We start from the raw sequence: 11716 nt of genomic DNA, 5'->3' as shown, positions 1-11716 counted from the left end.
ACTCGTGAAGGAACTCGGCTGAAGCTGGCCGGTGTATCTTGCGACGAGCGCCGCGATCATGATTGAGTGCGCGGCGTGAGACGAAGCAACAAAGGGGCGCTGCGGCGCCCCTTTGTCATTTGAGGAGCCGCACTCTGGAAAGGGGAGGAGACTGACATGTACCAGGCGCCAACGAGCGACATGCTGTTCGTCATGAAGGAATTGGCCGGCCTCGAAGAGATCGCGAAGCTGCCGGGCGGCGAAGACGCCACGCCCGAGACCGTCGAAGCGGTGCTGCACGAAGCGGCCAAGCTATGCGGCGAAGTGCTGGAGCCGCTGAACGCCGAAGGCGACCGCAATCCGAGCCGCTGGGAAAGCGGCAACGTGCATGCCACGCCCGGTTTCAAAGCGGCATTCCGGCAGTACGTGGAAGGCGGCTGGCAGGGCGTGCAACATCCTCAGGAATACGAAGGACAGGGCTTGCCGAAACTCGTCGGCACACCGTGCGTGGAAATGCTCAACGCGGCGAATCTCTCGTTTGCGCTGTGTCCGCTGCTCACCGACGGCGCTATCGAAGCACTCCTCACCGCCGGAAGCGAAGTGCAAAAGCAGCGCTTCGTGCCAAAGCTCATCTCGGGCGACTGGACCGGCACGATGAACCTCACCGAGCCGCAGGCGGGCTCGGATCTCGCGGCCGTGCGCACGCGCGCCGAGCCGCAAGGCGATGGTACGTTCAAACTGTTCGGCACGAAGATCTTCATCACGTGGGGCGAGCACGACATGGCGGAGAACATCATCCATCTCGTGCTCGCGCGCACACCCACTGCGCCTGAAGGCGTGAAGGGCATTTCGCTTTTTATCGTGCCGAAGTTCCTCGTGGGCGAAGACGGAACGCTCGGTGCGCGCAACGACGTGCACTGCGTGTCGATCGAGCACAAGCTTGGCATCAAGGCGAGCCCGACCGCCGTGCTGCAGTTCGGCGATCATGGCGGCGCGATCGGCCAGCTGATCGGCGAAGAGAATCGCGGCCTCGAATACATGTTCATCATGATGAACGCAGCGCGTTTCGCCGTGGGCATGCAAGGCGTGGCCGTTTCCGATCGCGCGTACCAGAAGGCGCTCGCCTATGCGAAGGAGCGCGTGCAGAGCCGCCCGGTGGATGGTTCTGCGAAAGCAGCGGTGAGCATCATCCATCACCCGGACGTGCGCCGCATGCTTGCGACGATGCGCTCCCTCACCGAAGCCGCGCGTGCACTCGCTTACGTGGCGGCGGGCGAGAGCGATCGCGCGCATGGCGATCCCGATGAGGCGGCCCGCGCGCGGCATCAGGCGCGTTACGAATACCTCGTGCCGATCGTGAAGGGCTGGAGTACCGAACTCGCGCTGGAAGTGACGAGCCTTGGCGTGCAGGTGCATGGCGGCATGGGCTTCATCGAGGAAACGGGCGCGGCACAGTTCTACCGCGACGCGCGCATTCTGCCCATCTACGAAGGCACGACGGCGATTCAGGCGAACGACCTCATCGGGCGCAAGACGCTGCGCGACGGCGGCGCGGCGGCGAAGGCGTTGCTTGCCGATATCGCGCAGACCGTCGACGCGCTAGCAGCGCAACAAGGCGCGGCGTTCGAGTCGATGCGCAAGCATCTTGCACTCGGCCGCGAGGCGCTCGCCTCGGCCGTGGACTTCGTGCTCGCGAAGGCGAAGAGCGATCCGAACGCGGTGTTCGCGGGCAGCGTGCCGTATCTGAAGCTGGCGGGCATCGTGCTGGGCGGCTGGCAGATGGCGCGGGCCATGCTCGCCTCACAGCGTCTCATGCAGGACGACCCGAAGTTCCATGGCGCGAAGATCGCCACGGCGCAGTTCTTCGCGCAACACGTCTTGCCCCAGGCTGTGGCGCTCGAAGCGGCGATCGTCAGCGCAAGCGGCAGCGAGGGCGTGCTGGCGCTGGCGGAAGATCAGTTCTGACGCCGCGCGCCAATCGTAGCGAGCGAGTCGAGAAATGAAACACGGCGCCCCAGAGGCGCCGTGTTCGTTCATGCTGAAAGCGTTGCTTCAGGCATAAGCCGGGCGATGCGAGCCCTGCGTGTCGCCGAGATAGCGGTGAACCGAAAGATCGTCGGCGCGGATCGCGGGTTGCTTGCCCGAGATCAGGTCGGCGAGCAGTTGGCCCGAACCGCACGACATGGTCCAGCCGAGCGTGCCGTGGCCTGTGTTCAGGAACAGGTTCGAGATCGGGGTGCGGCCGACGACCGGCGTGCCGTCCGGCGTCATCGGGCGCAGGCCGGTCCAGAAGGTGGCCTTCGTCGTGTCGCCGCCGCCCGGGAACAGGTCGTTCACGCACATTTCGAGCGTTTCGCGACGGGCTTGCTTGAGCGACTTGTCGAAGCCGACGATCTCGGCCATGCCGCCCACGCGGATGCGATCGTCAAAACGCGTGATCGCGATCTTGTAGGTTTCGTCGAGCACGGTCGAGACCGGCGCGGCGTCGGCGTTGACGATCGGCGCCGTGATCGAATAGCCCTTGAGCGGATAGACCGGAATCTTCACGATGTCCGCGAGCATCTTCGTCGAGAAGGAGCCGAGCGCGACCACGAACGAATCCGCGCGCACCAGTTCCCTGCCGCATTGCACGCCCGCGATACGGTCGCCTTGCAGGACGAGCTTGTCGATCGGCGTGTTGTAGCGGAATTTCACGCCCAGCTGTTCGGCCATCGCGGCAAGGCGCGTGGTGAACATCTGGCAGTCGCCGGTTTCGTCGCCGGGCAGACGCAGGCCGCCCGTGAGGTTGCCCGACACCGCGGCGAGCGCGGGTTCGGCGCGGCCCAACTCGTCGGCGGTGAGCAGTTCGTACGGAACGTTCGCGTCCTTCAGCACGGCAATGTCCTTCGCCGCGCCTTCGAACTGCTGCTGTGTGCGGAACACCTGGAGCGTGCCGCCCGTGCGGCCTTCATATTGAATGCCCGTGTCGGCGCGCAGCGCCTGCAGGCAGTCGCGGCTGTATTCGGCGAGGCGCACCATGCGACCTTTGTTGAGCGCGTAACGCTCGGCCGTGCAGTTCTGCAGCATCTGCCACATCCACTGCAGCTGGAATTTCGTGCCGTCCAGACGAATAGCGAGCGGCGCGTGCTTCTCGAACATCCACTTGATCGCCTTGAGCGGCACGCCAGGCGCGGCCCACGGCGCAGCGTAGCCCGGCGAGATCTGGCCGGCGTTCGCAAAACTGGTCTCGAGCGCGGGACCGGCTTCGCGGTCGATCACCGTCACTTCGTGGCCCGCGCGGGCGAGATACCAGGCGCTGGCCACACCGACCACACCACTGCCCAACACGACGACTCGCATAGCTGCTCCGTATAGATTCGTTGGGGCTACGCCGTGTTGCCGGGGCCCTGGAAGCGGTGTTTTGGCACCGATAGGGTGGAAGGCATGAAAATTCGCGTGTAGCCAGTATTTGTAGCTATGCTATTGTTGTATGCCTAGGTTTTGTTATCGTATTTTTCAGATTTTCGGGAAGAAATCATGAGAACGCAACGCCAGCCGGTCCGCGCGCTCGACCGGCTCGATCACCGCATCCTGAAACTGCTCCAGGAAGACGGCCGCATGGCCATGAAGGACCTCGCGGAACAGGTCGGGCTTTCGGTGACGCCGTGCATCGAGCGGGTGAAGCGCATGGAGCGCGACGGGGTCATCACGGGCTATTTCGCGCGCGTGAATCCCGCGGTGCTGGGCGCGGCGCTGCTCGTGTTCGTGGAGATCACGCTCGACCACAAGAGCGGCAATATGTTCGACCAGTTCCGCCGCGAAGTGCAGAAGATTCCCGAAGTGCTGGAGTGCCATCTCGTCTCGGGCGACTTCGACTATCTGATCAAGGCCCGCATCGGCGAGATGGCAGACTATCGCAAGCTGCTGGGTGACATCCTCTTGCAACTGCCCGGCGCGGTTCAGTCGAAAAGCTACGTGGTGATGGAAGAGATCAAGGAGACGCTGACCATCGCCGTGGGGGAGTGAGCGGCTGTCAGCGCCCCGTTTTTAGGACTCGACAACGCGGCTCAGTACTGTATATTTGTACAGTATTGAGCCGCGTTTTTTATGTCCTGTTCACTTTAGCCGTGACCGATTCCCGCCACCCCGATCCCGATACCGATACCTGGTATCCCGTTGCGCCGCCCACGGCACGCAAAGGGCGCGGTGCGGTTACGAACCTGCAAGGGCGCTATGAAGTGGACCAGCGCGAAGCGTTCGACGATGGTTGGCAGCAGGCGGGCGAAGGCGAGGAGGGCCAAGGGGACCAGGCCGACCACAACAGTGAGCCGAAGTTGCGCACTGAAGTCTTCGAAGAGCGTGCGAAAAGCATCCTCACGCGCAACCAGTCGCCGGACATTCCGTTCAACGTCTCGCTCAATCCATATCGCGGTTGCGAGCACGGTTGCATCTATTGCTTCGCGCGGCCCACGCACAGCTATCTCGGTCTCTCGCCGGGGCTCGATTTCGAAAGCCGTATCTACGCGAAGGTGAATGCCGCAGAACTGCTGGCGCGGGAGATCGCGAAGCCTTCGTACGAGCCCGAGCCCATTGCGCTCGGCGTGAATACCGACGCCTGGCAGCCGGTGGAGCGCGACATGCGCATCACGCGGCGCGTGGTCGAGGTACTGGCCGAGCGTCAGCATCCGTTCGCGGCCATCACGAAGTCCTCGCTGATCGAGCGCGATCTCGATCTGCTCGCGCCGATGGCCGCGCGCAAGCAGTTCATGGCGGCGATCACGATCACCACGCTCGACGCCGATATCGCCCGCTCGCTCGAACCGCGTGCGGCGACCCCTGCGCGTCGCCTGCGCACCATTCGCACGCTAGCCGAAGCCGGTGTGCCGGTCGGCGTGAGCATCGCGCCTGTCATTCCGTTCGTGACCGAGCCCGACATGGAGCGTGTGCTCGAAGCCTGCGCCGAGGCCGGCGCAACGAGCGCGAGCTATATCGTGCTGCGTTTGCCATGGGAGGTCGCGCCGCTCTTCCAGGATTGGCTGGCGGCGCATTTCCCGCAGCGCGCCGAGCGCGTGATGAGCCGTGTGCGCGACATGCGCGGCGGCAAGGACTACGAGTCGGCGTTCTCGCAGCGCATGAAGGGCACGGGGCTTTGGGCCGACCTGCTCAAGCAGCGCTTTCACAATGCCGTGCGGCGCCTCGGGCTCAATGAGCGGCGTCACGGCATTCTCGATATGTCGGCGTTCGTGCAGTCGAAAACCGAGCGCGAGAAGCCGCAACTCGACTTGTTCTGATCGGGCTCGCGGCGTTACTGCGAGATGGCCTTTGCGGCCTCGACCTGCGACTCGAAATAGGTCTGGAAAGAGAGCGCGAGTCCCGTCATCAGCAGGAATGCGCCAATCAGCAGCGAAAAGATCACGACGAAGATGACCGTCCAGCCCGAGCGGCTTGTGCGGCCTTGCTCCACGAACGCGGCGTTGAACTGCGCGTCCCATTTGGCGTCGGGGCGCAGCCCATAGACGATTGCCGCCAGAAACGCCGAAATGACGGAAACCGCGCCGATCACGGCGAGGCCCCAGCCGGGAATCGAGGCGCGTTCGGTTGCGACGAGCAGCATCACGCCCGGAATGCCGATTAGCGTGCCGAACAGATGCGCCCAGCCCCACACGTCGCGCGGACCATACAGATAGAAGCGATGTGCGCCGAGGCTGCCAAACAGGAACGCGAGGGCGGCGGTGAGGGTCTTGGAGCGAAAGCGTGCGGGGTTGTTTTCGTTGGGCATGGGCTCGGGCATAACGTGAACGTTTGGCCGTCATGGGCGCATCACGTCATCGCACACGGGCCGCCGGGCATTGTATGCCGCGCGCCTCGCTTGCAGCACAAGCGCACGCTTATGCCTGGCACCAGGCCAGCAGCTTTAACGCGGCGCGCGCGTCACGGTTTGGCGTACGTCACGCGATAGATCGCGCCCGCGTAGTCGTCGCTGATCAGGAGCGAGCCGTCGGGCAGCGGCAGCACGTCGGCGGGGCGGCCCCATTGGGTCTCGTCGGCGTTGAGCCAGCCCTGTGCGAACACGTCCTGACGTGCGTTCGTGCCGTCGGGGTTGGCGCTCACGCGCACTACGCGGTAACCGACCTTCTTGCTGCGGTTCCACGAACCGTGCTCGGCGATGAACAGGCTGTTCTTGTAATCGGCCGGGAACATCGAGCCGGTGTAGAAGCGCATGCCGAGCGACGCCACGTGCGCGCCGAGTTTCGCGACCGGGGGCGTGAAGCCGCTGCAAGGATGGCCCGCGCCGAACTCGGGGTCGGCGACGTTGCCGCCATGGCAATACGGAAAGCCGAAGTCCTCGCCGGTGTGCGCGAGGCGGTTGAGCTTGTCGTCGGGGATGTCGTCGCCGAGCATGTCGCGGCCGTTGTCGGTGAACCAGAGTTCGTGCGTCTGCGGATGCCACGCGAAGCCGACCGTGTTGCGCACGCCGCGCGCAATGGTCTCGTAGTGCGAGCCGTCGGGGTCCATGCGGCCGATCATCGCGAAATGCACGCGCTGCGGGTCGCTTGCCGGCAGGCAGACGTTGCACGGCGCGCCTTGCGGCACATATAGCCTGCCGTCGGGGCCGAAGGCGATGAACTTCCAGCCGTGGTGGCGCTCGGTGGGCAGCGAATCCGTGACGACTACGGCCTTGGGCGGATCGTCGAGATGACGGTCGATGTCGTCCAGCCGCACGATCGACGACACCGCCGAGACGTATAATGCGCCGTTGCGCCAGGCCACGCCCACCGGCATCGTCAGCCCGGATGCCACGATATGGCGCTTCGCCGCTTTGCCGTCCTTGAGTTCGAGCGCGTACACGTCGCCGCTCATGCTCCCTACATATAAGATGCCGTTGCCCGAGAGCGTCATTTCGCGCGCGCCGGGAACGTCCTCGGAGAGCGCCGCTATGTGGAAGCCTGGCGGGAGCTTGATGCGCTCGATGGGAAGCGCCCCGTGAGCGAGCGGTGCCGCGAGCAGGGCGGCGGCAAGGCCGAGCCACGCCAGTGCGAACCGTCCGGCCGACGCTCGGGGTGCCCGAAAAAGGGAGCTGTCACGCCCGCCGGCGCCGCAAGTGCGACGCAGCCATTGCACGAGTCGTCTGAAAGTCGCCACAATTCGCTCCAGGGCCCGCCCGCCGTGGCCACGAGCGGCACTTTGACTGCCGCGTCTTGCCGCTTTCCCGGCGCCAGCGCGCAATTTCCCGTTAAGTGTTTGTTATGCCTCCGGTTTCGGGCTATAATCGCATGTTTCAGTAGTCCCGAACCCCGGTTTTCAAGGATTTTAGTATGGTCATCATCCGTCTGGCACGCGGCGGCTCGAAGAAGCGCCCGTTCTACAACATCGTCGCAACCGATTCGCGCAACCGTCGCGACGGCCGTTTCATCGAGCGCGTGGGCTTCTACAACCCGGTCGCTACCAAGGGTGAAACGCTGCGTATCGCTCAAGATCGCGTGACGTACTGGAAGGAAAACGGCGCGCAAATGTCGCCGGCAGTCGAGCGCCTCGTGAAGGAAGCGCAAAAGACCGCCGCCGCTGCGCCGGCTGCTTAAGTTTTTAAGCGTCTTTCAGTCTGTTGTCCGTGTTTTACCCGCGTACGCGCTCCATGAGCGTGTGCGATATCAAGCTGGTCGCAAGGGGTGCCGATGTCCGCGCATGACGCTAAATCTGCCGTAAAGGCGAACGACGCGTCGGAAAGCGGGGCGCCCGACGTTGCAACAAGTGCTGCGACCAGCGGCGCTGGCAAAGCTGCGGCCCGCAGCGCGCCTTCGTTTGGTGCGTTCGTGCGCAAGCCTGCGCGCGAGAGCGCCGCGAAAGCTGCGCCTGCAACCGAGGGCCTGCGCGCCGAAACCGAAGCGAGCTGGCCGGACGACGCCGTTGAAGTCGGCGCCGTGATCGACGCCTATGGCCTCAAGGGCTGGTTGAAGATCGCGCCGCACGCGCAGGACGGCCGCGCGCTGCTTTCCGCTAAACGCTGGTGGCTTCTCAAGGGCCGCGAGGGTCAGGGGCATCGCGAGCGTCATTCCGCGGTGCGCGTGAGCGCCAAGGTTCATGGTGACAGCGTCGTCGGCGAGCTTTCGGGCCTGGCCGACCGCGACGCCGCGCTGCTGTTGCGCGGCGCGCGCGTGTACGTGAGCCGGGCCGAATTCCCGGCGCCCGCAGCCGATGAATATTACTGGGTCGACCTGATCGGCCTCGACGTCGCCAACGAGGCGGGTGTCGAGCTCGGCAAGGTTGCCGACCTGATCGACAATGGCGCGCAATCGGTGTTGCGTGTCACTTACCCGTCTACGGACAAGGATGGCAAGCCGGTCACCGGCGAGCGCCTGATCCCGTTTGTGGGCGTGTTCGTGAAAACGGTGGACCTGGCGGCGAAGCGTATCGTCGTCGACTGGGAAGCCGATTACTAAGCAACACGGCAATACCGCGCGCCGTGATTCAATTTCGCTGAACGGAGAGAGCGATGCAGTTCGATGTCGTCACGCTCTTTCCCGAGATGTTCCGCGCGCTGACCGACTGGGGTATTACCAGCCGGGCGGCGAAGCAGCAGCGTTACACGTTGCGCACGTGGAATCCGCGTGATTTCACGACCGACAACTATCGCACGATCGACGATCGCCCCTACGGCGGCGGCCCCGGCATGGTCATGCTGGCCAAGCCGCTCGAAGCGGCGATCGATGCGGCGAAGGCCGCGCAGGCGCAAGCCGGCGTGAGCGCTCCGCGTGTGCTGCTGATGTCGCCGCAAGGCAAGCCGCTCACGCACGAACGCGTCATGCAGTTCGCGCAGGAGCCAGGTCTCGTGATGTTGTGCGGCCGCTACGAAGCGATCGACCAGCGTCTCGTCGACCGCTGCGTGGACGAAGAAGTGAGCCTCGGCGACTTCGTGCTCTCGGGGGGCGAATTGCCCGCGATGGCCTTGATGGACGCCGTGGTGCGCAATCTGCCGGGTGTGCTCGGCGACGCGCTTTCGGCGGTGCAGGACAGCTTCGTCGACGGTTTGCTCGACTGTCCGCATTACACGCGCCCCGAGGAATACGACGGCGTGCGCGTGCCCGATGTGCTGCTTGGCGGCCATCACGCGGAAATCGAGTTGTGGCGGCGCCGCGAGGCGTTGCGCAACACGTGGAACAAGCGGCCCGATCTGATCGAGCGGGCCAGAAAGAACAAGATGTTGAGCCGTGCCGACGAGGCGTGGCTCACTAGTCTCGCGAAGGGCTCGAACGAAGCCTAAGGCTTCGGGCGTGCGCGACAAGGGGCGCAAAAGGCGGTGCCGCTTCATGCGTGAACGGCGCCAGTTGTGAATCCATCCTCTATCGGGGCCGTAGTTGCAGGTCATCCTGCACAGGTACGAACGCCGACAAGATGGCATACGGAGTCATTCCATGAATCTGATTGAAAAACTCGAGCAGGAAGAAATCCAGCGCGTGCTGGGCGAGAAGACCATCCCCGAATTCGCCCCCGGCGACACGGTGATCGTCAACGTGAACGTGGTTGAAGGTAACCGCAAGCGCGTTCAGGCATACGAAGGCGTCGTGATCGCGAAGCGTAACCGCGGCCTGAACTCGTCGTTCATCGTGCGCAAGATCTCGTCGGGCGAAGGCGTCGAGCGTACGTTCCAGACGTACTCGCCGCTGCTGGCCAGCATCGTGGTGAAGCGCCGCGGCGACGTGCGTCGCGCGAAGCTGTACTACCTGCGCAACCTGTCGGGCAAGAAGGCACGTATCAAGGAAAAGCTGGTGTCGAAAGACCGCGCAGCTGCTCCGGCCGATCAGGCGTAAAAGCTGTAAGAAAGAAGCACCCTTCGGGGTGCTTTTTTCTTTTTGGCCGCAAAATAATCTCGTGTACGTGTAATCCGGGACCGCCGTTGATCCGCCCAGTATTTGAACCCGAAAGCCTGCCGATCGAATCGACGGGCGCGAGCCTCCCGCAGGTCGCCGCGGAGCGCCTGACCGCCGCCGGCTTGCGCGCGCGCTTCGAGCAGCGTCTGCCGTGGGACCCCGAACCGCAGGAAGCCCGTCTCGCCGAGGTGCGCGATCCGCGCGAGGCCGCCGTGCTCGTGCCCATCGCCATGCGCGCGGGCGGCCTGACCGTGCTGCTCACGCAGCGCGCCGACAATCTCAGCAATCACGCGGGGCAGGTGAGCTTTCCCGGCGGCAGTCGCGAGCCTTCCGACCCCACACCCATTGCCGCCGCGCTGCGCGAAGCGCAAGAGGAAGTGAATCTCGACCCCGCGCGCGTCGAGGTGCTCGGCGCATTGCCCGAATATCTCACTGGCACGGGCTTCAGGGTCACGCCCGTGGTCGGCCTCGTGCACGAGCCGTTCAGCCTTGCCGCCGATTCGCTCGAAGTGGCGAGCATCTTCGAGGTGCCGCTCAGCTTTCTCATGAACCCGGTGCATCACCAGGTGCGCGTGTTCCGTTGGGAGGGAGGCGAGCGGCGCTTTTACGCGATGCCTTATCCCGACCGCAATGCACCCGACCGCAATGCGCCGGAATCCGCTAACGCGTCAGGCGTCGGGTCCTCGCACTTTATCTGGGGGGCCACGGCGGGCATGCTGCGCAACTTCTACCGCTTCCTGCTCGCGTAACACGTCTGGCGGCACGCGCAAGCGCCGCCGTGCACTGTTGCGAGATTGCCGCCCGATTGACCGGCGATGGTCAGGCACATCTGGCCCTGTGATATCGTTGCAACACTTTCTAAAACCCTTTCGCAACTCGATCTGCACGGCGCGTCGCATGACCTTCTTTTCCGTATTGCTGGCCCTCGTCATCGAACAGGTGCGGGCGCTGTCGCCCAATAATCCAGTCATGGCGCTCGTGCGCCTCAATGCGGAGTGGGCCGCTCACGGCTTCGACGCCGGCAAGCAGAAGCACGGCCTCATCGCCTGGCTCGTGGTCGTGTTGCCGTGGACGCTCGCCACGGCGCTCGTCTACTACGTGCTGTACCACATCAGCTTCGTGCTGGCCTTCCTGTGGAACGTGGTGGTCGTGTATTTCACGCTCGGCTTTCGCCAGTTCAGCCACTATTTCACCGACATTCATCTCGCGCTGAACAACGACGACGTGCCGCGCGCGCGCGAAATTCTCCACGAATGGACCGGCCTCGACGCGGTGGACATGCCCGTGAGCGAGATCGTGCGTCACACGCTCATTCATGCGGTGATCGCCTCGCATCGGCACGTGTTCGGCGTGTTCTTCTGGTTCCTCGTGCCGATCGGGCCCGCGGGCGCCGTGCTGTACCGCATTGCCGAATACCTCGCGCGCGAGTGGGCGCGTCCGGCGGAAGACCGCACCGAGGCGTTCTCGAACTTCGCGCAGCACGTGTTCTTCGTGATCGACTGGGTGCCGGCGCGGCTCACGTCGCTGGGCTTTGCGATCGTCGGCAACTTCGAGGACGCGATCTACGCTTGGCGCAATCACACGAACCAGTGGCCCGATACCAACGAAGGCGTGCTGCTCGCGACCGGCAGCGGGGCGCTCGGCGCTCGCCTCTCGGGTCCGCTCGCAGAGCAGTCCAGCGTCGATGCGCTGGCGCAGCCGGGCGAGGGCGGTCCGTACACGGTGGGCGACGACTGCACGCCGCGCACGCTGCAATCGGCGGTGGGCCTCGTGTGGCGCGCCGTGATCCTGTGGATGATCCTGCTCCTCATGCTGACGATCGCCGTGTGGCTCTGAGCGCCGGATCGCCAGCCGCGAACATGCAAATGGGCCGCTAAAAGCGGCCCATTTGC

The 11716-nt window shown here is 64.5% G+C and carries 12 protein-coding genes; 9 read left to right on the top strand and 3 right to left on the bottom strand.

Translation table 11 applies throughout. The features are described 5' to 3' along the window. The first annotated feature begins 156 nt into the window (after positions 1–156). Positions 157–1944, top strand: coding sequence for an acyl-CoA dehydrogenase (locus tag U5A57_RS16820; protein WP_321912639.1), 1788 nt, complete (start codon positions 157–159; stop codon positions 1942–1944). 87 nt (positions 1945–2031) lie between these two features. Here the strand turns inward: U5A57_RS16820 and U5A57_RS16815 are convergent, their stop codons facing one another. After that, positions 2032–3318, bottom strand: a complete 1287-nt coding sequence (locus U5A57_RS16815) for a D-amino acid dehydrogenase (protein ID WP_321912637.1) — start codon at positions 3316–3318, stop codon at positions 2032–2034. A gap of 177 nt (positions 3319–3495) precedes the next feature. On the opposite strand from U5A57_RS16815, the gene U5A57_RS16810 reads away from it, so the two are divergent. Further along, positions 3496–3984: an Lrp/AsnC ligand binding domain-containing protein gene (locus tag U5A57_RS16810; RefSeq protein ID WP_321912635.1), complete on the top strand. Its 489-nt coding sequence runs from the start codon at positions 3496–3498 to the stop codon at positions 3982–3984. 101 nt (positions 3985–4085) lie between these two features. Beyond that, entirely contained in the window at positions 4086–5249 is a 1164-nt protein-coding gene (locus U5A57_RS16805; RefSeq protein ID WP_321912633.1) for a PA0069 family radical SAM protein, read from the top strand. Positions 5250–5263: 14 nt separating this feature from the next. On the opposite strand, the gene U5A57_RS16800 is transcribed toward U5A57_RS16805, so the two are convergent. Beyond that, positions 5264–5737, bottom strand: coding sequence for a TM2 domain-containing protein (locus U5A57_RS16800; protein WP_321912631.1), 474 nt, complete (start codon positions 5735–5737; stop codon positions 5264–5266). A gap of 152 nt (positions 5738–5889) precedes the next feature. After that, positions 5890–6993: a PQQ-dependent sugar dehydrogenase gene (locus U5A57_RS16795; RefSeq protein ID WP_321912659.1), complete on the bottom strand. Its 1104-nt coding sequence runs from the start codon at positions 6991–6993 to the stop codon at positions 5890–5892. Positions 6994–7274: 281 nt separating this feature from the next. Here U5A57_RS16795 and rpsP point away from each other — a divergent pair, with 281 nt between their 5' ends. The 6 genes from rpsP to U5A57_RS16765 all read left to right on the top strand — a co-directional run bounded on the left by rpsP (position 7275) and on the right by U5A57_RS16765 (position 11660). After that, the gene (rpsP, locus tag U5A57_RS16790) at positions 7275–7538 is read left to right on the top strand and encodes a 30S ribosomal protein S16 (protein ID WP_028206744.1); all 264 of its coding nucleotides are present in this window, start codon (positions 7275–7277) and stop codon (positions 7536–7538) included. 93 nt (positions 7539–7631) lie between these two features. Beyond that, complete coding sequence (gene rimM / locus U5A57_RS16785; RefSeq protein WP_321912629.1) at positions 7632–8396, top strand: ribosome maturation factor RimM; 765 nt, start codon at positions 7632–7634, stop codon at positions 8394–8396. A gap of 53 nt (positions 8397–8449) precedes the next feature. Continuing rightward, a complete protein-coding gene (gene trmD, locus U5A57_RS16780) occupies positions 8450–9217 on the top strand; it encodes a tRNA (guanosine(37)-N1)-methyltransferase TrmD (RefSeq protein WP_321912627.1) in 768 nt (255 codons plus the stop codon). A 151-nt stretch (positions 9218–9368) separates the two neighbouring features. Next, positions 9369–9764, top strand: coding sequence for a 50S ribosomal protein L19 (gene rplS / locus U5A57_RS16775; protein WP_028206741.1), 396 nt, complete (start codon positions 9369–9371; stop codon positions 9762–9764). 86 nt (positions 9765–9850) lie between these two features. Continuing rightward, on the top strand, positions 9851–10573 hold the full coding sequence (locus U5A57_RS16770; RefSeq protein WP_321912624.1) for a CoA pyrophosphatase: 723 nt from the start codon (positions 9851–9853) through the stop codon (positions 10571–10573). Between the two features lie 148 nt (positions 10574–10721). Then, entirely contained in the window at positions 10722–11660 is a 939-nt protein-coding gene (locus U5A57_RS16765; RefSeq protein WP_321912622.1) for a CobD/CbiB family protein, read from the top strand. The last annotated feature ends 56 nt before the right edge of the window (positions 11661–11716 follow it).

It is taken from the genome of Paraburkholderia sp. J11-2, assembly GCF_905220185.1.
Classification (GTDB): domain Bacteria; phylum Pseudomonadota; class Gammaproteobacteria; order Burkholderiales; family Burkholderiaceae; genus Paraburkholderia.
The sequence above is the reverse complement of the archived record's forward strand: the minus strand, read 5'-3'. Positions and strand labels throughout refer to the sequence as shown.

Excerpts from the sequence above, each read along its gene's own strand:
- rpsP (WP_028206744.1), top strand. The coding sequence starts at position 7,275 with ATGGTCATCATCCGTCTGGCACGCGGCGGCTCGAAGAAGCGCCCGTTC.
- U5A57_RS16820 (WP_321912639.1), top strand. The coding sequence starts at position 157 with ATGTACCAGGCGCCAACGAGCGACATGCTGTTCGTCATGAAGGAATTG.
- rplS (WP_028206741.1), top strand. The coding sequence starts at position 9,369 with ATGAATCTGATTGAAAAACTCGAGCAGGAAGAAATCCAGCGCGTGCTG.
- U5A57_RS16800 (WP_321912631.1), bottom strand. The coding sequence starts at position 5,737 with ATGCCCAACGAAAACAACCCCGCACGCTTTCGCTCCAAGACCCTCACC.
- trmD (WP_321912627.1), top strand. The coding sequence starts at position 8,450 with ATGCAGTTCGATGTCGTCACGCTCTTTCCCGAGATGTTCCGCGCGCTG.
- rimM (WP_321912629.1), top strand. The coding sequence starts at position 7,632 with ATGTCCGCGCATGACGCTAAATCTGCCGTAAAGGCGAACGACGCGTCG.
- U5A57_RS16765 (WP_321912622.1), top strand. The coding sequence starts at position 10,722 with ATGACCTTCTTTTCCGTATTGCTGGCCCTCGTCATCGAACAGGTGCGG.
- U5A57_RS16815 (WP_321912637.1), bottom strand. The coding sequence starts at position 3,318 with ATGCGAGTCGTCGTGTTGGGCAGTGGTGTGGTCGGTGTGGCCAGCGCC.
- U5A57_RS16810 (WP_321912635.1), top strand. The coding sequence starts at position 3,496 with ATGAGAACGCAACGCCAGCCGGTCCGCGCGCTCGACCGGCTCGATCAC.